Source organism: Pontibacter sp. CAU 1760, assembly GCF_054482735.1.
On record NZ_JBTLRL010000004.1, the window covers coordinates 124,806 to 144,878 of the forward strand.

Sequence of the window (20,073 nt, forward strand, 5' to 3'; positions counted from 1 at the left end):
GTTAGTAAAGTTCGTCAAGAGAGAGGCCCAGGTATTTCCGGACAGCCCTGTAAGAGCTCATAAACCCGATGATCAAGCCGATCACCACCAAAGAGCCCATCAGGATATAGGTTTGCTCGTCGTTGCGGAGCAGTTGCAGTTCCGCAACCTCATGGTATGCGTAGAGCATCAGCGCATACAAAAGGGCAGAGGCAATCATACCGCTGACCACGCCTTGCCAGGCGGCACGGTTCAGGAAAGGGCGTTGTATGAACACGGAGGTAGCCCCCACCAGCTGCATGCTCCGGATCAGGAACCGCTGCGAGTATAGCGCCAGTTTAATGGTGTTGTTGATCAGGATGATGACCACGAGCACCAGAATAGCGGCAAACGCAAGCAGTACCAGGCTTATCTTCTGGATATTGCTATTGATAGACTCGATCAGGCTGGCGACATACTGCACCTCGTAAACGCCATCGACTTCCTCTAAGTCGAGTTTAATGCTTTTGAGTTCAGGAGAGCTGGAGTGGTCTGCGTCGATGCGCAGCACGTATGCATCGCGGAGGGGGTTATCGCCCAAGAATTCTGTAAAGTCCTCCCCGGTCTCCTCCAGGAACACCGCTGCGCCCTCCTCTTTGGAAATGTATCGCACCTGGGGCTCCTCGTTCTGATAGGCGATGTATTCTTTGGCGGCGAAAACCTTCTGCAAGCGCACTAGCTGTACTTCCGTGAGGTTTCGGTCAAGGTATACCTGCATCTCAATACTCTCTTTCACCTTCTCCGACAGCTTCCCGGCATGTATGAGCAACAGTCCAAACAAGCCGATCACGAAGAGGGCGAGCGAGATGCTGAACACCACCATGGTGTGCGGGTAATTCCCCAGTTTTTTCTTTTTGATGTGCTTTACCTTTGTTGCCATAACTGTAGCCTTCGGTCACAAAATTAGGAATATATTTGATATATGCAGTTCCAGGGCGGGCATATCCCCGCTGCAGGGAGCTTAAATTTTGCGTGGCAGTGGATTAAAGTTCCAGCCGGGGGTCTGAGTCCAGGATGATGCGGTCGCGCTCCAGCTCCCGCTCCCGCTGCCTGCGCATCCTGCGGTTACTGATGAAGAGCTCTCGGAAAGAGTCGAACCGCTTGGTATGCAGCAAGCTCACGCTCTGGCTTTTGCGGATGCGGCCGGTATAAATATCCGGCGTGGTGCTGTACTGTAAACGGGCACGCAGCTCGCCACTTTGCGAGATGTAGTAATCCAGGGTCCAGTCGCCGATATAGGCCGAGCCGCTGTTGGCCTCATCGTTCACGCCGCCAAAGCCTGTTTCATTCGTCAGCCGCAGCCTGCCGTTAAAAAACGAGTAGGAAAGACGCAACTGCAAGGAGGCCAGCTGCTGCTGCCCGATGCCATCCAGGCCTATATCAATCTCCAGATTGCTATCGATGGAGCTGAACAAGTTGTTTAACTGGCTGGACAGAAGGCTGCCCAAGCTACCGCCCACGGCGCTGGCACCTACACGGCTGTCAAAAGCCAGCGAGCCGGTAGGTGAGAGGCGTTGTAACACCAGCAAGCTGAACACCTGCCGGTTCAACTCACTTTCGTCGTTGTTGATGAGCGCAATCTGGCTTTCTATTTCCTGCGAGCTGGACGAGATGCCCTGTTCCTGCAGGCGAAGCATCAGGTCTACCTCCGGCGACAGGATAGAACCTGTCAGGCCGATCACGGCTGTAACCGGGTAGCGACGCTGGCTGGCCGCGGTGGACTGGATCAATGTTTCCAGCGAGGCCATTTGGGTATAGGTAGCCGTGAGGTTCATCTGTCCGTTTACCGGGTCACCGTTCCAGGAGATCGTGCCCCCCGGCACCACGTCAAACTCGCGGGTAACTAAGCCCTCTAACAGGTTCAGGTTATAAGCCCCCTGCTTGATCTCGAAGGTGCCATACATGTTAAAGTCCCCGCGCGTGTCAATGGTCATGCGGATGTCGCCGTTGCCCGAGCCGCGGATCACGTCGCCGGTGGTGCGGTCGATGATGATCTCAAAGTAAGCGTCGTCCGTTACGTCCAGGTCGAAGTTCATGTTGATGCCCGAGAGGTCCACACGGTCCTCGGCAGCAACAGCCACGATAGCTGAATCGCCGGGGTTATGGTTCACGAACTTGATGAAGTCCTTGCGTGCCAGCTCCGTCTCATAGTCCAGGGGCAGCACGATGCGGGTATTTTCCTCGCTGCGCGCATTCACGTTTATATCCAGGTTCTCGACAGGCCCCAGCACACTGGCCGTGCCGGTGGCAAACGCCGTCCCGTAGAACAGCTCATTCTGTGCCTCCGTGGTGTTGAGCACCATGAAATTGCGGTAGCGCGCATCAATGTCTATCACCATGTCATTAAAGCCGTCGTGGGCGATACCACCGGTCACAAACGCGGTGTTCCCGAAGAGGTCCTTTAACTGCGCGTTCCGAAAGTTGATGCTGTTTGCCCCGAAATATATCCGGTCTGAGAACTTGTAAGTTGTGTTGAGGTAATTAAAGGTAAACTGCCCGTTGTTCACCATCACGGAACCCTTGAGGACCGGGTAATCTAACCGGCCAAGTATTCGAATACGCCCTTCCATCTGTCCTTCCAGGTCAGAGAACAACGTCTTCAGCACTGGCTCTACCAGTTTAATGTTGGCCTGGTCCATCACCGCCAGGAGGTCTAGCTGTTCATCCTCCGAGTCAGGGTAGTAATTACCCGACACCGTCAGCACCTTCTTGCCTTCGCGCTCTATCCCGACATCCACATCAGCGGCTTTGCTGGTGTTGTTCCAGTCTGATTTCCCGACAATGTTACCGATATATACCTGGTCGAGGTAAAATGAGTCTACCCGCATGGCAGCGGCGAGTTTTGCCTGGTTGTATACATCCTGCGCCACTACCTCGGCTGTCACGGTGCCGGCAATCTGCATCGAGATTAGCGGGTTCAGGTTATCCAGCTCAAAGTTCTGGACGCTGAGCACCAGCTTGCTGTCAGGGTCCCCTGAAACAGTACCCTCGGCTCGCACCACCTGGTTCTGGTTTGTGAGGGCAAAGTTCTCGAAGACTAAGCGGCGGCCGGAATCGCTAATGTATAGGGTGTTGCCAGGTATAAAGGCCCAGGGGGTTTCCTGTAGCGTGATGTTGGACTGGTCGAAAATGATCTGGATCTGGTCCTGCAGGAAGTTGAGGTCGCCGGTAATCACGGCCTTGTTGTTGAGTTCGGGTTGCCTGGCAGCTGTGGCAAAATTGATGGTACGCTCGCTCCAGATGCCTTCCGCATAGAAATCCTGCGTCTCACCAGCGGTTTCCAGGAGCTGCCGGGCTGAGGTGAACTGGGCGGCCGCCAACACATCGGCGTTGTTCTGTAGCTTCGAGGTGTTTAGCTCCAGGGTATTTTGAAGCAGCGTATTGCCGCTATATTGTATCGTGTCTATCTCGGCCAGTAAGTCCAGCATCACGGTAGAGCCGTGCCTGAAAGAGCCCTGAACAGCGACATCGTCAGAGATTTGCAGCTCTGGCAGAAACAGCGCAATTAAAGGGTTTGCCTGCTTGAGTTGCATGGTATAGGTAACGGCATACTCATGCTCCACGCCGCCGGACTTTCGGCTATAATAGGCCGCTGTTTTATCTTTATTGCTTTCAAAGTTGAGCGTGTACTCTTCCACAAGCGTTTGGAGGTCTGCGATGAGGGTGGTATAGTTAAAGTCGCCGTTGGCCCGCAGCGCCAGCAGGTCAGAGTTAAGGAGCAGACTGCGGTTACCGGGCTCTATCTGCGACTGCAGCAGCAGTGTATCGAGGAACAGTTGGTTGCCGTTGTAGGCGATCAAGGCACTATCAAAACTGGCTGTGCCCTCAAAGGTGTCCAGGCGGAGCCCCTGAAAGTTGAAACTGGCATTGGCACTCAGCACAAAAGGTTTCGAGGATAGCTGGAGGGCTTGCAGGTCGATGTGCTCCAGGTTGGCCACCAGGTTGAAGGCGCGCCTGCCTTCGGCCAGGTTCACTTCGCCGGTTGCGTTAAAATTCAGGTTCGGGTCCTTGATCGCGATTTTTCCTACAAAGACCTGCTTCTGGAGCCTGCCCTCTGCTTTTATGTTTTTGTAATTATAGTCCAGCAGGTCCAGTTCGTTAATGGTGGCGTCGAGTTTGAGGTTGGCGTCTTTCAGGGTGAAGCCGGAGCCCTCCACTCTGCCGCTCATCGAAATGCGCTTCACCTGTTCTTCTGTGCCCAACAGTTTGCCTAACTGGAAGCCGCTGGTTGTCACGAAGCCTTTGTAGGAAGATGAGCGCGTGTTATCGTCTATCTTCAGGTTGATGTCTGATTTCAGGTTACCCAGTGCGGTTTGGAAGGAACCGTTTGCCACAAAGTCATTGTAAAAGCCCAGAAAGCGCCCTTCCAGCTTCACGGTTCCCAGGCGGGCCACGGTCTCATACGTCTCCTGCGGCAGGAACTGCTTCAGGTCGCGGGCATCGATGGAGGAGGGCTGTAGCCGCAGGTTGGCAAAGGTCTCCTCGAAATTAGGCAGGCCGTCCGCGTTGATCTTACCGACGATGTGGGTGTGATTGCCATACTGTAAGTCCACGTCCGTTGCGGCAAACTTCTTTACCTTTCCCTTTAATTGGAGGGAGTTAACCTGCAAGTTCTCATCATAATCGCGCAAGGGAGGCGCAAACACGGCGATGTCCTTCGAATAGATTTTAGAGTCAGCCAGGTTGCCGGTCATGGTCACGCTGTCGATGAAACTGGCAAAGTTACCGATGCGGTTGTAATCAAAGCGCACGTAATGCTGCAGGTTGCTTTGGTTGATTTGCAGGTCCAGGGCATCCCATTCCCAAAACGTGTCGGCATAGGTCATGCGGGTGTCCAGGTTGTGCAGGCGCGTGTTGGAGTAAGTCTCCACAGCGCTGAGGTTTGCTACCTGAACTTTTAGCGTATCCTCTAACTGCAGCTCAGAGAACCGGCCCGAAACGTTTTGAAATGACAAATGGGAGTAGTCCATCCCGAAGTCGGTGCGCGGCTTATTAAAGTCGTTATAGCTGAAGGAGCCGTTCTTCACCACCAGCTCACCCAGTGAAAAGTTGAATGGCTCGCTGGCAGGTTGGGTGGTGTCTTTGGTAAAGAGGTCGCCGACTGCCTTCAGGAAGGTGTTGAGGTTAAGGGTGTCAGCGCCTTCATAATAAGCGAGTTGGGCCTTGGGGTCTTCCAGCGTCAGGGAACTGATGTGCAGCGTGTTCGGGTCGAAGATAGAGAAGGTGCCGATCTCGGCCGTGGCTTTTCCGATGTAAAAGAGCTCCTCCTCTCGAAAATCGAGCACGCGTACCTGCTCCAGTACCACATCGCTGAAAAACTGGATGTCCACACGCCCGATGGTTACCTGATGCTCGAGTTTCTCGGAGAGGTATGCAGCCGCCTTCTGGGCCACCTTCGTCTGCACGCCAGGCAGGCGGATCGCCACAAAAACGGCGGCAAACAGCAGCAAAAGGAACAGCAAAAGCCCCAAAGCTATTTTAAGAAGAGCTTTTACTATAACTTTGAAGTAATTTACTGACTGTTCCTTTTCCAAAGATGACTGAACCTACAATTTTAGCGATCGAATCTTCCTGCGATGAAACTTCTGCCTCTGTTATACGCGGAGGAAAAGTGCTGTCGAATATCGTGGCTACGCAGGCAGTGCACGAACTGTACGGCGGCGTGGTCCCGGAGCTCGCCTCGAGAGCACACCAGCAGCATATCATACCCGTGGTGACACAGGCATTAATGAAAGCAAATGTAGCAAAAACTGAGCTAAATGCGGTGGCCTTTACCCGGGGGCCCGGACTTTTAGGCGCCCTGCTAGTCGGTTGCTCGTTTGCCAAGTCATTTGCGCTGGGCCTGGGTATCCCGATCATCGAGGTGAACCACATGCAGGCGCATATCCTGGCGCATTTTATCGACGATCCAAAGCCCTCATTCCCATTCCTTTGCCTTACTGTAAGTGGTGGCCATACACAAATCGTGCTCGTAAAAGATCACCTTGACATGGAGGTGCTGGGCCATACCACCGATGACGCTGTGGGGGAGGCCTTTGACAAAATAGCCAAGATGCTCGGCCTGCCATACCCCGGTGGTCCCATGCTCGACAAGACAGCGGCCAAGGGGAACCCCGAGGCTTTCCAGTTCCCGGTTGGCAACATGCCCAACTATGACTTCTCTTTTAGCGGCATTAAAACGTCCGTATTATACTTCCTGCGCGACAAAGTAAAGGAGAACCCGAACTTTGTAGAGGAGAACATGGCGGATATTTGCGCCAGCGTGCAGCAAACCCTGATCAAAACCCTGCTGAAGAAGCTCGTGCAGGCCGCCAAAGACCTGGAGATTAAGGAGGTGGCCATTGCCGGGGGCGTCTCTGCGAATACCGGATTGCGGCAGACGCTGCAGGACGTAGCCAGAAAGCACCGTTGGAATGTATACATCCCCGCTTTCCAGTACTGTACCGACAACGCCGGGATGATTGCCGCCGCCGCGCATTTTCAGTACTTGAAAGGTGATTTCGCCACACAGTACGTAAGCCCTGACCCGCGGCTGAAGATCTGATTATTTGTCTCGCATGCGTCGATTTTTAGAGAGTGTATGTAGGTTTTGCTATCTTACAGCACAGAGAAGCGCGAACAACCATGATACAGCCTGGCGATACCAGAACTTACGATAAGCGAATAACCCAAGCCGATTTTGCCCGTTTTGAGGATGGCCTGGTGCATGCGGTTTGCTCTACCTTTGCGTTGGCGCAGGCGGCGGAGTGGGCCGGGCGCTTGTTTGTGCTCGAGCTAAAAGCCGAAGATGAGGAGGGGATAGGCACCTACATCAACATCAGGCATTTAAGCCCTGCTTTTGAAGGGGAGACCCTTCACATCACGGCAACGCTCGTCGCTCAGGAAGGCAATGCTGTGCACTGCAGTTTTTCCGCCCAGGTGGCCGATCGGGTGATAGCCAGGGGAGAAACAGGGCAGAAGATTTTAAAAAAAGACAAACTGGCCAACATATTGGCTCCCAGAAAAGCATAAATGGCAAAAGACAAAGAAAGAATTAAGAAACACGTCAATATCGTTAACCGCAAGGCCTCCTTTGAATACCAGTTCCTGGAGAAGTATACGGCAGGCGTCATGCTGAAGGGCACCGAGATAAAGTCGATCCGGGAGGGGAAGGTGAACCTGCAGGATGGGTATTGTGTGTTTCAGCGCGATGAACTTTGGATGCACAACGTGCATATTGCCACCTATACCGAGGGGACGCACTATAACCACGAACCAACACGCGCCCGCAAGTTGCTGCTGACCAAACGGGAGTTGCGCAAACTTCAAAGCGGTGCAGAGGAGCAAGGCGTAACCATTATTCCATACAGGGTCTTTATCTCCGACCGCGGATTTGCTAAAGTAGAGATTGCGCTGTCGCGCGGTAAGAAGCTGTATGACAAGCGGCAGGACATAAAGGAGAAAGACGTAAAGCGCGAAATGGACAGATCAGGGTACTGATAATGTTGAGTGCTGATGGACTGATTGCTTGCGTCTTCCATTAAATCAACCAGCAGCTTCGGTTTGTACATGGTAGTTGTTTAGAAGTTCAATCTTAGGATCAAAACCTGCTGTTGTTGGTGTTTTCACCGACAACTATACTATCAAAAGCAAGTTCTTGCTCGTGAAAACACGCAGCAAAGGCATCATCCATTGATTTCTTTAAAACTCTAAACAGGTTTATGGTCAATCCATTCTATTCACTCATTCAAAATTCAGTCATTCAAAATTAAAAGAGATGGACTACGGAATCGGGATGTTGAGTTTTGCGCCTATGCGCGCTGAGACGGCAGATAAGGCGGAGCTGGTTACCCAGCTGCTCTTTGGGGAGTGCTATGAAGTGGTGAATCAGGAGGGCAACTGGCTGCAACTGGAGCTGGCCACCGACCATTACCGGGGCTGGATCGATGTGAAGCAGCATACCCCTGTCTCGGCGGAGTATTTTAAGAACTGGCGCAGGCAGTCGCATCAGCGCGTGACCGATCTCCTGCAGGTGATCCAGAACGGGTATACCCAGATTCCGGTGGGTATTGGCAGCTACCTGCCTTTCTTCGATGGGAAGCATATTCTGGTAGACGGCCAAAAGCTGGCCTATACCGGTAGCGCCTCCAGTACCGACGTGCTCCCTACGCAGGCGCAGCTCATGGCCGTGGCGCGCCAGTTTATGAAGGCACCCTACCTGTGGGGCGGCAAATCCATCTTTGGCATCGACTGCTCTGGGCTAATGCAGCAGGTGTTTGGCATTTGTGGCTTTCAGCTGCCCCGCGACGCCTCGCAGCAGGTGGCCTGTGGCGAGGAAGTTCACTTTGTGGAGCAGGCCCTGCCCGGCGATATGGCCTTTTTCTCTAACCCGGAAGGGCGCATTGTGCATGTGGGGATGGTACTGGAAGACCAGAAAATCATCCATGCCCATGGCGAGGTGCGGGTAGACACCCTGGACCATGTGGGCATCCATAATGCGGCCTTGCATCGCTATACCCACCAGTTGCGCCTCATCAAGCGTATTTTGCACTAAGCAATCCGCAAATTTTGAACATCCGGAATATTTAAGTAGTTTATACCGTACAAGCTGAGCGTTAGCCAATTAGTGCGGTTATGAAAGACAAAGTCCTTATCCTGAACCAAGATTTTAGTGCCATTGCGGTATGTGATGTGCACAAGGCCTTTCTGCTGGTATACCTCGAGAAGGCGGAGATGATCACCAAAGCCGAAAATGCTTTTCTGCGCTCCATCACCGCGACTTATCCCATACCTTCTGTCATCAGGTTGCAGCATTACGTGCGCGTGCCTTACTACGGCATTTCCCTGAGCCGCCATAACGTCATGCGCCGCGACAGTTACAGTTGCCAGTACTGCGGCGCTGCCAAAAACCTGACCCTGGACCACCTGATGCCGCGCTCGCGGGGTGGGGCTACTGCCTGGCAGAACCTGGTTACGGCCTGTTCGCGCTGTAATTCACGCAAAGGCGACCGCACCCCGGAGGAGGCTGGCCTCAAGCTAAAGCGCCAGCCTAGCCGACCTTCACTGCTTACCTTCCTGCAACTCCATCTCAACACCTCTAATGAAGACTGGCGTATGTATTTGGAGGTGAAGAAGTCATAGGCCTTTTAGTTTCTCAAATTAAACCCAGTAAGGGCCTCATTGCTTTACCATTAGCTAGTAGTATAGGAGAGGGGTGCAAAAGCAACACGCTAGCCATGCCATACCTGCCGCTAACTACTTAATTTTCTAAATATTTCACGAAGTATACCTCCGGGCTTACTAAGATCCTCAGTAAAAGGAATTAACAACGCGGGCTGAAGTAGCTATTCTTTGTATTTTTTATTACTTTTGCGCTTCACTCGGATGAGTGGGCCCGGGCCTGTTGCCTGGGTATGTATAACCAAACCAAACCAGCAGATTGCTCTACGCTGGTGGCTACTCCAGAGCAGCAAAACATTATGAGTAATTCTCCAGAAAATTTTGATTGGGACAAGTTTGAGTCTCAAGGTTTCGGCGCCGGCTACAGCAAGGACGAGAAAGCCGAAATGGAAAAAATGTATGACGACACCCTGACGACTGTACAGGAGCAGGAGGTTGTTAAAGGAACTGTGGTAGGGATCACTGATCGTGACGTGATTCTGAACATCGGTTTCAAATCAGATGGCTTGGTTGCCGTTTCAGAATTCAGAGACCTTCCTGACCTAAAAGTAGGTGATGAGGTTGAAGTGTTCATCGAAGACCAGGAAGACCCGAACGGTCAGCTGATCTTGTCTCGCAAGAAGGCGAAGATCGTTAGCGCCTGGGCTCGTATCTACGACGCACTTGAGAATGACAACATTCTGGATGGCGTTGTGAAGCGCAGAACAAAAGGTGGTCTGATCATGGATATCCATGGTGTGGAGGCCTTCTTGCCAGGTTCGCAAATCGACGTGAAGCCAATCCGTGACTTCGACGTGTTTGTTGGTAAGAAAATGGAAGTGAAAGTTGTGAAAATCAACGCCGCTTTCGACAACGTAGTTGTATCGCACAAGGTACTTATCGAGAAAGACCTGGAGCAGCAGCGTGCAGCCATCCTGAACAACCTGGAGAAAGGCCAGGTACTGGAAGGCGTAATCAAGAACATGACAAACTTCGGTGTGTTCATCGACCTTGGTGGCGTAGACGGTCTGTTGCACATTACAGATATCTCTTGGGGACGTATTAACCACCCAGAGGAAGTATTGAACCTTGACCAGAAAGTGAACGTGGTTGTTCTTGACTTCGACGAAGACAAGAAGCGTATCTCTCTGGGCATGAAGCAGTTGACGCCACACCCTTGGGATGCATTGCCAGCTGAAATTGAGGTTGGCTCTAAAGTGAAAGGCAAGATCGTAAACGTAGCTGACTACGGTGCGTTCCTTGAGCTGATGCCAGGCGTAGAAGGTCTGATCCACGTTTCAGAAATGAGCTGGTCACAGCACCTGCGCAACCCACAGGATTTCATCAAGCAAGGCGACGAGGTTGAGGCAGTTGTATTGACATTGGACCGTGAAGAGCGTAAGATGTCTCTGGGCATTAAGCAGCTTACCGAAGACCCATGGACGAAAGAAGATGTGTTAACGAAGTATGCAGTAGGCACAAAGCACACTGGCATCGTTCGTAACCTGACAAACTTCGGTCTGTTCCTGGAGCTGGAAGAAGGCGTTGACGGTCTGGTACACGTTTCTGACCTGTCTTGGACGAAGAAGATCAAGCACCCATCTGAGTTTGTGAAAGTTGGTGAGAACCTGGACGTAGTTGTGTTGGAGCTTGATGTTCCGAACAGAAGACTTGCCCTAGGCCACAAGCAACTGGAGGAGAACCCTTGGGATACGTTTGAGTCTGTGTTCAACATCGGATCTGTGCACAAGGCAACCGTTCTTGAGAAGTCAGACAGAGGCGCTACACTGGAGCTGCCATACGGCATCGAAGGTTTCGCGTTCCCGAAAGGACTTGCCAAAGAAGACGGTTCTCAGGTAGAAGCAGGTGAGAGCCTTGACTTCAGAGTAACTGAGTTCTCTAAGGACGACCGTAAGATCATCCTGTCGCACACGGCCTCACACTCAGAGGTTGAGTCTTCTAGAGCCGCAAGAGCTACTAAAAAAGCTGCCCCTGCTAGCGAGAAGAAAGAGAAAGCTCCAAAAGTACAGAAAGAGGCTGACAAGTCTACTTTAGGTGACCTGGATGCACTTTCTGCCCTGAAAGAGCAAATGCTGGAAAATGAGAAAGAAGCTGGCGTGAAGAAATTAGAGGCTGCTGCTGCTAAAAAAGCAAAAGACTCTGATGGCGAAGGCGAAACTTCTGTAGAAGAGAACAACGCTTAGTACTAAGCTTGTTTCATAAGGAAGGCCCTGGAGAAATCCGGGGCCTTTTTTTTATACCTGTTGCCTCTCCATATAGGGCTGCCAGTTGACGATGAGCACTTTTTCCTCTTCGAGCAGCAGGTAGCCGTAGTCGTAGCAGAAGTGGTAGGTGTTGCCGTTCTTGGTGCGGTAGAGGTGGGTAAAATGCCGAAAGTCGAAGCCCTGCTGTTGCAGCACATCCCGGCGCAGGGTGGTTTTGCCCTCGGGGCTGGCTCGGTGCAGCACCTGGCGGTTGTGGCGCAACGTGTTGTTAATCTCCCTCATCAGCCGCTCGCCCGCGTCTTCTGCCTTGCGGCTGTTGCTGGCCGCGGCGCGGCACTGGCTGGAGCAGTACTGCTTGTCGGCCCTGCCGATTATATCCTGTTTGCACTGGGCACATGCTCTTTTGCTTGCTTGCATAGGTTCTGGAGCCATAAGCGTCTGTAAACGTATGATTGCGCTTTATACGTTTATAAACGCATCTATGCGCATAGTTTGCGCTTACAAGCTTTCAAAGCACGTATTTAGGGTTTTGATATAGCCTGTTGCCCCATGTCTTACACCAACAAACAGCCCGCAGTCTTCCTCAATACCCTGGAGCACGAGGGGAAGCGCTTTATCCGTCTCTGGTTCAAGGCAAACCCCTTCATTACAAAGCGCCTGAAAGAGGCAACTTGGGTGAAGTACAGCAAAACGTACAAGTGCTTTGTGATGCAGAGGGCTGACCAGTGCATCGAATTGCTGCATCGTCACTTTGAGGGCTTAGCTAGGGTGGACTCGCGCTACCTTGACCGCCCGAAAAGGCTTCGTCCGGCAGAGGGAGCGACGGTGTTGGCCACGGGCCACGCCTCTGACCCCCTGGATAAAGTTGCTGCGCTGCCTGTGGTGCGCCTGCAGCCTTTGGAGCACGGGGGCAAAACGCTCATCCAGCTTTCATTCCAGTACAGCAAGGAAATCTACATCTGCCTGTGGCGCTATAAAGGCTGCAAGTGGATGCGTGACCTAAGATGCTTTGCCATGGAGACCGAAAGCAAGTACTTACATGAGTTGCTGGATGCTTTGGAAGGGGTGGCGCAGGTATGGCTCTCGCAGACGCTCCATATCAGGGACCTGCCGCTGCAGGCCAGGCTGTGGGAGCAGAGCTATGTGAAAGCGGCCAACTACATTCCCTGCCCCCTGGCTTTTGTGGAGAAACTTTTCCTGCTCAATTACTCCCTGAACACGATACGGACTTACCACGCGCTGCTGCTGCGCTTCCTTAACGGGAACAGGGAGTCGGGCTGGAACAGCTAAACGGCTTTACGGCAGAGGAAATTAACTCCTACCACCGGGGCATGGTGCAGAGCCAGAAGTACTCCCACTCCACGGTGAGCCAGAGCATCAATGCCGTCAAGTTCTACTACCAGCGCGTGCTGGGCCGCCATAGCGTCAGGCCCGAGGACGTGGAGCGCCCGGAGAAGCCAAGCCGCCTGCCACAAGTGCTCAGCAAGCAGGAGGTGCTGCGTATCCTGACGGCAACGGTGAACCTGAAGCACCGGTGCATGCTGCAGCTGCTTTATGCGGGCGGCCTGCGCATCAGCGAGGTGATAAACCTCAGGATTACGGATGTTCGCTCGGAGCGGAACCTACTTTTCATACGCGGAGGCAAAGGCAAGAAAGACCGCACCACGCTGCTCTCGCAGAAGCTTTTGGAGAACCTGCGGGCTTACTACAAGCAGTATAAACCCAAAGTATGGCTGTTTGAAGGGCAGACTGGCGGGCAGTATACCGTGGAGAGCAACCGGAGTGTTTTCAGGGCCAGTAAGGAGAAGGCCGGCGTGCAGACAAAGGCCACGCCGCATACGCTGCGGCACTCTTTTGCGACCCACTTGCTGGAGCAGGGCACGGACCTGCGCTATATCCAGACGCTGTTGGGGCACCGTTCGAGCAGAACAACCGAGATCTACACGCATGTTACGAGCTACGCGATAGATAAAATCACGAGCCCGCTGGATTGCTTGTAAAAGTGTACTATATTAGATGTAAATAATATATCGAATGAGAATCGGGATTCATAAGGAGGATAGTACTCAGGAGGTGTCTGAAAACAACGCAAACACCTTCGCACATAGTGCCAATAACCGTATGTTCACGCTTTCGAGGTAGTTAGCAACAATAACAAATATGAAAATGATAAAAAGAACTTTTGCATTGGTAAGCTTCATAGTACTTTCTCATCAAGCATTTACTCAGACAAGCTATGGAATCAAGGGTGGGGTAAATTGGGTAAGGCTTAATGTTAATTCAGAAGACTCATTTTATGAAAAATGGGGTTATAACTACAAACCTGCCTTTCACTTTGGGCTATACGGCAAGCACAACCTAAGCGAAAGATTCTCTGTCAATCCAGAACTACTTTTCTCAAACAAGGGCTATAGCTATGACAGAACTTCTGAAGGTCCCAATGCTTACAGCCACTTAAACTATTTGAATTTACCAGTCATGGCAGGTATTAAATTGTTCAATAGCATGGATTTGGTTCTCGGACCTGAGTTTGGATACCTACTCAATGCAGGGGTGCAGTACAATAAGGAACAGTACAATAAATTTGACGTTGGGTATGCCTTAGGCACCAATTTTTATGCTGGTGAAAAAATCTATATTAGTTTTAGATATAGCTATGGTTTAACATCAGTAATCGATACTGACAAATCTCAACTGCCAATAAATGGGAAAGTAGATTTCCAGAACCAATCCTATCAGTTTTCTGTCGGTTACAGATTAAAATAAAAGTTGCTAACCCAACCTATAGTGCATAAACGCACCATAGCAAAACCGTTATGGGAAATAAGGAAGTATAAAGGAATATTTTTTTGCAAGTTATAGTAACTTTTAAGTTACATTTACTGTTGAAAATACAGCAGATGGGGAAAATCAGGGAATCATTGCTTACAAAAACTACATTGAAGATTTCTTGAAAGAGCAACCGATTAAGGTGCAGGACAAGATATTCAAGATTTTGGAAGCGATAGAAACTCTTGAGCGAGTGCCTCAGAATTACCTGAAGCATTTGACAGGCACAGAGGGACTATATGAAGCACGCGTACAACTTGCTTCTAACATTTGGCGGGTGTTCTGTTTTTTCGACGAAGGCAAGCTGGTTATCTTGCTGAACGGCTTTCAGAAAAAAACACAAAAGACACCAAAGAAAGAGATTGATAAGGCACTACAATTAATGGCTGAATATTATGAAGGGAAAAGATAAAGAAAGAGAAGTTAGTTCTTGGGCAGACATCAAGAATAGAGTATACGGAGTGAAAGGCACAGAGAGACGTAATAACCTTGACAGGGAGTTTGAGTCGTTTAGAATTGGGCTAGAACTGAAAAAAGCTCGTGAAGCACGACACCTTACCCAACAGGAGTTAGGGGAAATCATTGACAAGAAAAGAACTTACATATCCAGAGTGGAAAATGACGGGAGTAATCTGACACTTAAAACCTTATTTGATATTGTTGAAAAGGGATTGGGTGGAAAAGTTAAAATCTCTATTGAGCTTTGAAAGAAGAATTACTACCCCGTTACCCGGTGCAGCCGTAACCCATTGCTAGGCTTAGGGCTTCGGCTGCACGAGTAACGTTAGGGTCTTTTATAAGACTAACTTATGGACAGATATCTGGAAACTTTTGCTACTTGGAATAACATTGCTTCGCTTTATCAGGCCAAGTTCATGAACTTAAGCTTGTATGATGGCACTTACGACTATATCTGCAATGCCATTGCCAAGCCAAATGCGAAACTACTGGACATCGGTTGCGGGCCCGGAAATATCACGAAGTACCTCTTATCCAAAAGGCCCGACTTTGATATTTTTGGAATCGACATGGCACCCAATATGGTAGAGCTTGCCAGGTTAAATAACCCGGCGGCCCATTTTGCTGTGATGGATAGCCGGCAAATAGCAAAGCTTGGCGCAACCTACGACGGTATTATCTGTGGGTTTTGTCTGCCGTACTTATCACAATCAGAAAGCGCAACACTAATTACCAATACTTACAACTTGCTAAATGGCAACGGGCTGCTCTATATAAGTTTTGTTGAAGGCGACCCAAACACATCTGGTTTCAAAGAAGGCAGTGGTGGGAGAGTGTACTTTTACTACCATGACTTGGATGGCCTAAAAGCACAACTTAGCAAGAACAGATTTAGCGAAATAGAAACCTTCACTGTCAGGTATAAAACCTCCGAAACTGGTTTTGAAATGCATACCATACTCATTGCCAAAAAGCTAAGCGACCTGTAAGGCGGATTGCTCTGATGTTGGGCAGGAGTTGAAGCTGTGACTTGTGGTACCGTAGACTGTGTCATGTTTGATGCTCCCAAAGCTCACTTATCCCTGCATCTGTTCCCGGTATGCGATTTAATAGGTGATGAGCGATGGAATCGAATAAATAACCATTCATCACCTAAAAAAAGTAGCCTGTACAAGAGGGCTTTATACTTCGCATGCCTTGTAGATGAATAAAAATCGGGCTGAAAGTTTGTTGAACGTATAGAAGTACTTATATTTGCACTCCAATCGATTAACACGGTAACGTGGCCGAGTGGCTAGGCTCAGCTCTGCAAAAGCTGCTACAGCGGTTCGAATCCGCTCGTTACCTCCAAGACCCAGTTCATCAGAGCTGGGTCTTTTTTTATACCCTACAGCCACCTACCGATCATACCTGCTTTCTCCAGAAGACCTCTAATAGTTGGCCTACACGCTACAAGTGCTTTTTGTGGGACCATCTTTTTGTATCTAAATCCGTACGCAAAAGTAACGGCGGAAGGGAACGTCAGGCAACACACAAAAGCCAGTAGTTTGTATATATAGTACAATAATTGACGCAGCATGTGCCCATGTTATCGCATGAATGCTGCCTGATTGCTCCCTTAGCCTATGCTTAAACCTAATACTAGCTTACTGGGCTGAAGAACCATGAAGATTACAGACTTGCGCGTCATGCGCGGACCAAATTATTGGTCAGTAAAACACCCTAAAATTATTGTGCTGAAACTTGCGCTTGAAGCGTACGCACACAAACTCACCAGCGACCTGCCATCTCTTTTGCCGCTTCTCAAGGAAACCTTGCCCGGTTTACACCAGCACCGCTCAACCGAAGGGGTGGAAGGCGGTTTTTTTAATACCGTGCAGGAGGGCACCACGCTTGCCCATGTGGTGCAACATGTGGCACTTGAGCTGCAAACGATGGCAGGTATGGAAAGTGGCTATGGCCGCTGCTACCCTGCCCGTGAGGAAGAACATATGATGGTGGTCTTCTCTTACCAGGAGGAGCGGGCCGGTGAATATGCCGCTTATGCTGCTGTACGCCTGACCGCTGCCCTGGCTGAGGGCAAGGCGTATGACCTTACACAGGATATTGACAAGCTGCACCAGATCCGGGAGGATGAGTATTTCGGGCCAAGCACTTACGCTATCATTTCAGAGGCCGTTAGCCGTGGTATTCCCTACATTCGGCTCGACCGGAATTCTCTCATACAACTAGGGTATGGCAAGTACCAGAAACGCATTCAGGCCACGTTGACCTGCCGAACTGCTTTTTTTGCAGTGGAGATAGCCTGTGATAAAAAGGCCACAAAGGACATGCTGCAGGATGCTGGAATACCTGTGCCCAAAGGCAGAACAGTGTATACCCAGGATGAATTGAAGAAAGCCGTCAACTGGCTTGGCTACCCGCTGGTGATAAAGCCCTTGGATGGTAACCACGGTAAGGGAGCCTCCATTAACATCAATAACATGCAGGACGCGTTGGAAGGCCTGGAAATAGCCCAGGCTTATTCGGAAGGCGTGCTGGTAGAGCAGTTTATAGAAGGGTTTGATTTCCGCATACTGGTAGTAAATGGCAAGTTTGTAGCCGCTGCCAAACGCACCCCTGCTATGGTAACCGGCGATGGCGTATCCAGCATCCGACAGTTGATTGAGAAGGAGAACGAGGATCCCCGACGCGGCATTGGCCACGAAAAATCGCTTACCAAAATAGACGTAGAGAAAACCACTCTCAACCTGCTCGAAAAGAAAGGGCTGGGCCTGGATACGGTAGTAGCGGCAGGCGAGGTGGTATACCTCAAGGATACCGCGAACATAAGCACCGGCGGCACCGCCACCGATGTAACCGATTTGGTGGATCCTTATAACATCCTGATGGCGGAGCGCATTGCCGGTATTATTGGCTTGGATATCTGCGGCATCGACGTGATGACCAGCGATATTGCCATTCCGCTGAATGAAACCCGTGGCGCTGTGCTGGAAGTGAACGCTGCCCCTGGCTTCCGGATGCACGTGTCGCCAACTTACGGCTTGCCGCGCAATGTCGCCGAGCCGGTTGTAGACATGCTTTTCCCGCGCGACAAACCTTTCCGCATTCCGATTATAGCCGTAACAGGCACCAACGGTAAAACAACTACCACACGGTTGGTGGCGCATATGGTAAAGTCTGATGGCTACCAGGTGGGCTATACTACTACCGACGGCATTTACATACAGGATAAGATGCTGGAGAAAGGGGATACCACAGGTTCTTACAGTTCGGAGTTTGTGTTGAAAGACCCTACTGTGAATTTTGCCGTGCTGGAATGCGCCCGCGGTGGCTTGCTGCGTTCAGGCCTTGGCTTCCAGCAGTGCGATATCGGTATCGTGACTAACGTGAGCGCGGACCACCTGGGCTTGAAGGACATCCATACCCTTGAAGAGTTGGCTGAAGTAAAGGCTGTTATACCCAGAAGCGTGAGTAAAGACGGGTATGCCATCCTGAACGCCGATGACGACCTGGTTTATGACATGGCCAAGAAAGTGAACTGTAAAGTTGCTTTCTTCAGCATGGACGAACAGAACCCGCGTATCCTGAAGCACATTGCGCAGGGAGGTTTGGCAGCCGTGCTGGAGAACGGCTATATCTCTATTTTCAAAAACAGCTACAAAATCAGAATAGATCGCGTGGCAGACATTCCGCTGTCTTTTGGAGGAAAGGCCAGGTTTAACATAGAGAATATTTTGGCAGCCACCCTGGCGGGTTACCTGTCGCACATAGAAGTAGAGAATATCAAAACAGCGCTGCGCACTTTCCTGCCCTCACCGGCAAAAACGCCGGGCCGCATGAACCTGTTCAAATTCCCGGATTTTGAAGTGCTCATAGATTATGCGCATAACCAGGCAGGCTTAAAGGCAGTCGGGGAGTATATACAGAGCCTGGGGGTTACCAAAAAGGTAGGCATTGTGGCGGGTGTAGGAGACAGGCGCCCGGAAGATATCTATGCGCTGGGCCAGGTAGCTGGCGAGGTGTTTGATGAGGTGATCGTGCGCCTGGATGCTGACTTGCGCGGCAAAACCGCTGATGAGATCACAGGCCCGTTAATGCTGGGCATTGAGGATGCTTCCCCGCAAACGGTCATTAAAATGATTCCGGAAGAAATGCGCGCCATAGCTTATGCCCTGGAGCATGCAGAGCACGGCTCGCTGGTCGCCATTTTCACTGAAGATGTGCAGGAGTCGGTGAAGATGGTTGAAAGCTTTAAAGTGATCCAGGACCGCAGAGCGTTTGTAGAATAAGCCATTGCACATGCTATAAAATAAGAAGGGCCTCTGCACTTATGCAGAGGCCCTTCTTATTGTTGCTTTTACAAGCGCTATTTCAACAGGAAAGTTGTTTTACCGATCATGAAGCCATCGGCGTAAAGCTCCACAATATGCTGCCCTTTTTTGTAGGCGGCATTTTTGTTATAAGTGAAACTCAGCTGCTGCCCCGAATTGTCAAACACAAAGTCGCGCTTAGCAGTGTAATACATGTTCTCGCCGTCGATCTGGAAATTACCAGAGCCTGTTGCCAGGTTATACACTGCTGCGCCGTCTGGCTCGATCAAGCGCATGTAAACGGTTTTAGGCTCTTTTTCGGCTACGTCGTTCTTGGCAAGTTTGAACTCTACCCGGATCTTCTCTACGCGCTTTGCCCTGAACTCATTGTCGTCATCCTCTTTTTCCTTGCCACGCTGGTTTACAATGTTCACGTTCAGGTTCTGCGCTTCCAGGCGCGAGGCCAGTTTTACCTTTTCGTTCAGGTTCTGGTTCGTGCTCTTGAAGGTGGTGAGGCTATCGGCCAACTGGTTTTGCGTGTTCTTCAGCGTCGTGTTCTCTGTGAAGAGCACCTCGTTGTCGGCTTTCAATTGAGCGATTTCCTGGTCTTTTTGCTTAAGCTGTTGCTCAAAGGCAGAGGCCCTGTCGCGGAAGCGGCGCTGGTCGCTCAGGCTATAGCTGCTCTTCCTGAAACCCTTCAGCTCGTTCAGGTCTGCTGAGATGGCGGCCAGTTGGCTGTCGAGGGAGTCGTTCTCTAGACCCATGGCTTGCAGTTCCTGGCTTTGGCGCTCGAAATCAGCCTTCAAGGCTTCGTATACCTTAATCTGGTCTTCTAGCTCCGTGTTTTTCACTCGGATGATCTCGGCTTGCTCCTCGGTTTTTTCCTTCTTCTGATAGTTCATGTAAATCAGGATGCCGTTGATGCTGATCAGGACGACAAGAAGGCCTCCAATCAAAAGCTTTTTGTTGCTTCGTTTCTCAGGGGTGTTAGCTGACATATGCGTGTTCTGGTTTTTGTCGTTTAATTATTAAGGGTTTTGAATCTGATAAATGCCAAAAAAGGCAAGCATTAGTATCAAATATAATGCTTT

The 20,073-nt window shown here is 50.7% G+C and carries 17 protein-coding genes and 1 tRNA gene; 14 read left to right on the forward strand and 4 right to left on the reverse strand.

The features are described 5' to 3' along the window. Position 1: 1 nt before the first annotated feature. Positions 2–898, reverse strand: coding sequence for a cell division protein FtsX (locus tag ACXYMU_RS07130; protein ID WP_458985677.1), 897 nt, complete (start codon positions 896–898; stop codon positions 2–4). Between the two features lie 103 nt (positions 899–1,001). Beyond that, entirely contained in the window at positions 1,002–5,480 is a 4,479-nt protein-coding gene (locus tag ACXYMU_RS07135) for a translocation/assembly module TamB domain-containing protein (RefSeq protein WP_458985678.1), read from the reverse strand. A 74-nt stretch (positions 5,481–5,554) separates the two neighbouring features. Here ACXYMU_RS07135 and tsaD point away from each other — a divergent pair, with 74 nt between their 5' ends. The 6 genes from tsaD to rpsA all read left to right on the forward strand — a co-directional run bounded on the left by tsaD (position 5,555) and on the right by rpsA (position 11,360). Further along, positions 5,555–6,562: a tRNA (adenosine(37)-N6)-threonylcarbamoyltransferase complex transferase subunit TsaD gene (gene tsaD, locus ACXYMU_RS07140; protein ID WP_458985679.1), complete on the forward strand. Its 1,008-nt coding sequence runs from the start codon at positions 5,555–5,557 to the stop codon at positions 6,560–6,562. Between the two features lie 80 nt (positions 6,563–6,642). Then, positions 6,643–7,029 carry a thioesterase family protein gene (locus ACXYMU_RS07145; protein ID WP_458985680.1) on the forward strand — a complete coding sequence of 129 codons (387 nt, stop codon included), beginning with the start codon at positions 6,643–6,645 and terminating at the stop codon, positions 7,027–7,029. Continuing rightward, positions 7,030–7,497: an SsrA-binding protein SmpB gene (gene smpB / locus ACXYMU_RS07150; RefSeq protein WP_458985681.1), complete on the forward strand. Its 468-nt coding sequence runs from the start codon at positions 7,030–7,032 to the stop codon at positions 7,495–7,497. A 277-nt stretch (positions 7,498–7,774) separates the two neighbouring features. Further along, the gene (locus ACXYMU_RS07155) at positions 7,775–8,551 is read left to right on the forward strand and encodes a C40 family peptidase (RefSeq protein ID WP_458985682.1); all 777 of its coding nucleotides are present in this window, start codon (positions 7,775–7,777) and stop codon (positions 8,549–8,551) included. Positions 8,552–8,631: 80 nt separating this feature from the next. Then, positions 8,632–9,138 (forward strand): HNH endonuclease, encoded by a 507-nt coding sequence (locus tag ACXYMU_RS07160; RefSeq protein WP_458985683.1) that lies wholly within the window; start codon positions 8,632–8,634, stop codon positions 9,136–9,138. 338 nt (positions 9,139–9,476) lie between these two features. Beyond that, complete coding sequence (rpsA, locus tag ACXYMU_RS07165; RefSeq protein ID WP_458985684.1) at positions 9,477–11,360, forward strand: 30S ribosomal protein S1; 1,884 nt, start codon at positions 9,477–9,479, stop codon at positions 11,358–11,360. Positions 11,361–11,411: 51 nt separating this feature from the next. Here rpsA and ACXYMU_RS07170 read toward each other — a convergent pair whose 3' ends face one another. Further along, entirely contained in the window at positions 11,412–11,813 is a 402-nt protein-coding gene (locus ACXYMU_RS07170; RefSeq protein ID WP_458985685.1) for a hypothetical protein, read from the reverse strand. 117 nt (positions 11,814–11,930) lie between these two features. On the opposite strand from ACXYMU_RS07170, the gene ACXYMU_RS07175 reads away from it, so the two are divergent. From ACXYMU_RS07175 to cphA, 8 genes are all read left to right on the forward strand, one after another. After that, the gene (locus ACXYMU_RS07175; protein WP_458985686.1) at positions 11,931–12,671 is read left to right on the forward strand and encodes a hypothetical protein; all 741 of its coding nucleotides are present in this window, start codon (positions 11,931–11,933) and stop codon (positions 12,669–12,671) included. 41 nt (positions 12,672–12,712) lie between these two features. Continuing rightward, on the forward strand, positions 12,713–13,381 hold the full coding sequence (locus ACXYMU_RS07180; protein ID WP_458985687.1) for a tyrosine-type recombinase/integrase: 669 nt from the start codon (positions 12,713–12,715) through the stop codon (positions 13,379–13,381). Between the two features lie 166 nt (positions 13,382–13,547). Beyond that, positions 13,548–14,147, forward strand: coding sequence for a porin family protein (locus tag ACXYMU_RS07185; RefSeq protein ID WP_458985688.1), 600 nt, complete (start codon positions 13,548–13,550; stop codon positions 14,145–14,147). 184 nt (positions 14,148–14,331) lie between these two features. Then, positions 14,332–14,622, forward strand: coding sequence for a type II toxin-antitoxin system RelE/ParE family toxin (locus ACXYMU_RS07190; RefSeq protein ID WP_458985689.1), 291 nt, complete (start codon positions 14,332–14,334; stop codon positions 14,620–14,622). After that, the gene (locus ACXYMU_RS07195) at positions 14,606–14,917 is read left to right on the forward strand and encodes a helix-turn-helix domain-containing protein (RefSeq protein ID WP_458985690.1); all 312 of its coding nucleotides are present in this window, start codon (positions 14,606–14,608) and stop codon (positions 14,915–14,917) included. Before ACXYMU_RS07190 ends, ACXYMU_RS07195 begins: the two co-directional genes overlap by 17 nt. A gap of 102 nt (positions 14,918–15,019) precedes the next feature. Then, on the forward strand, positions 15,020–15,658 hold the full coding sequence (locus tag ACXYMU_RS07200; protein ID WP_458985691.1) for a class I SAM-dependent DNA methyltransferase: 639 nt from the start codon (positions 15,020–15,022) through the stop codon (positions 15,656–15,658). Positions 15,659–15,945: 287 nt separating this feature from the next. Continuing rightward, positions 15,946–16,019 (forward strand) — tRNA-Cys (locus tag ACXYMU_RS07205). Between the two features lie 314 nt (positions 16,020–16,333). After that, positions 16,334–18,961, forward strand: a complete 2,628-nt coding sequence (gene cphA, locus ACXYMU_RS07210; protein WP_458985692.1) for a cyanophycin synthetase — start codon at positions 16,334–16,336, stop codon at positions 18,959–18,961. A 77-nt stretch (positions 18,962–19,038) separates the two neighbouring features. Here the strand turns inward: cphA and ACXYMU_RS07215 are convergent, their stop codons facing one another. Beyond that, on the reverse strand, positions 19,039–19,980 hold the full coding sequence (locus ACXYMU_RS07215) for a hypothetical protein (RefSeq protein WP_458985693.1): 942 nt from the start codon (positions 19,978–19,980) through the stop codon (positions 19,039–19,041). Between the last annotated feature and the right edge of the window lie 93 nt (positions 19,981–20,073).

What these genes read in the sequence shown, in the direction of transcription:
- ACXYMU_RS07130 (WP_458985677.1), bottom strand. Translation starts at nt 898, where the DNA reads ATGGCAACAAAGGTAAAGCACATCAAAAAGAAAAAACTGGGGAATTAC.
- tsaD (WP_458985679.1), top strand. Translation starts at nt 5,555, where the DNA reads ATGACTGAACCTACAATTTTAGCGATCGAATCTTCCTGCGATGAAACT.
- ACXYMU_RS07145 (WP_458985680.1), top strand. Translation starts at nt 6,643, where the DNA reads ATGATACAGCCTGGCGATACCAGAACTTACGATAAGCGAATAACCCAA.
- smpB (WP_458985681.1), top strand. Translation starts at nt 7,030, where the DNA reads ATGGCAAAAGACAAAGAAAGAATTAAGAAACACGTCAATATCGTTAAC.
- ACXYMU_RS07155 (WP_458985682.1), top strand. Translation starts at nt 7,775, where the DNA reads ATGGACTACGGAATCGGGATGTTGAGTTTTGCGCCTATGCGCGCTGAG.
- ACXYMU_RS07160 (WP_458985683.1), top strand. Translation starts at nt 8,632, where the DNA reads ATGAAAGACAAAGTCCTTATCCTGAACCAAGATTTTAGTGCCATTGCG.
- rpsA (WP_458985684.1), top strand. Translation starts at nt 9,477, where the DNA reads ATGAGTAATTCTCCAGAAAATTTTGATTGGGACAAGTTTGAGTCTCAA.
- ACXYMU_RS07170 (WP_458985685.1), bottom strand. Translation starts at nt 11,813, where the DNA reads ATGGCTCCAGAACCTATGCAAGCAAGCAAAAGAGCATGTGCCCAGTGC.
- ACXYMU_RS07175 (WP_458985686.1), top strand. Translation starts at nt 11,931, where the DNA reads ATGTCTTACACCAACAAACAGCCCGCAGTCTTCCTCAATACCCTGGAG.
- ACXYMU_RS07180 (WP_458985687.1), top strand. Translation starts at nt 12,713, where the DNA reads ATGGTGCAGAGCCAGAAGTACTCCCACTCCACGGTGAGCCAGAGCATC.
- ACXYMU_RS07185 (WP_458985688.1), top strand. Translation starts at nt 13,548, where the DNA reads ATGATAAAAAGAACTTTTGCATTGGTAAGCTTCATAGTACTTTCTCAT.
- ACXYMU_RS07195 (WP_458985690.1), top strand. Translation starts at nt 14,606, where the DNA reads ATGAAGGGAAAAGATAAAGAAAGAGAAGTTAGTTCTTGGGCAGACATC.
- ACXYMU_RS07200 (WP_458985691.1), top strand. Translation starts at nt 15,020, where the DNA reads ATGGACAGATATCTGGAAACTTTTGCTACTTGGAATAACATTGCTTCG.
- cphA (WP_458985692.1), top strand. Translation starts at nt 16,334, where the DNA reads ATGAAGATTACAGACTTGCGCGTCATGCGCGGACCAAATTATTGGTCA.
- ACXYMU_RS07215 (WP_458985693.1), bottom strand. Translation starts at nt 19,980, where the DNA reads ATGTCAGCTAACACCCCTGAGAAACGAAGCAACAAAAAGCTTTTGATT.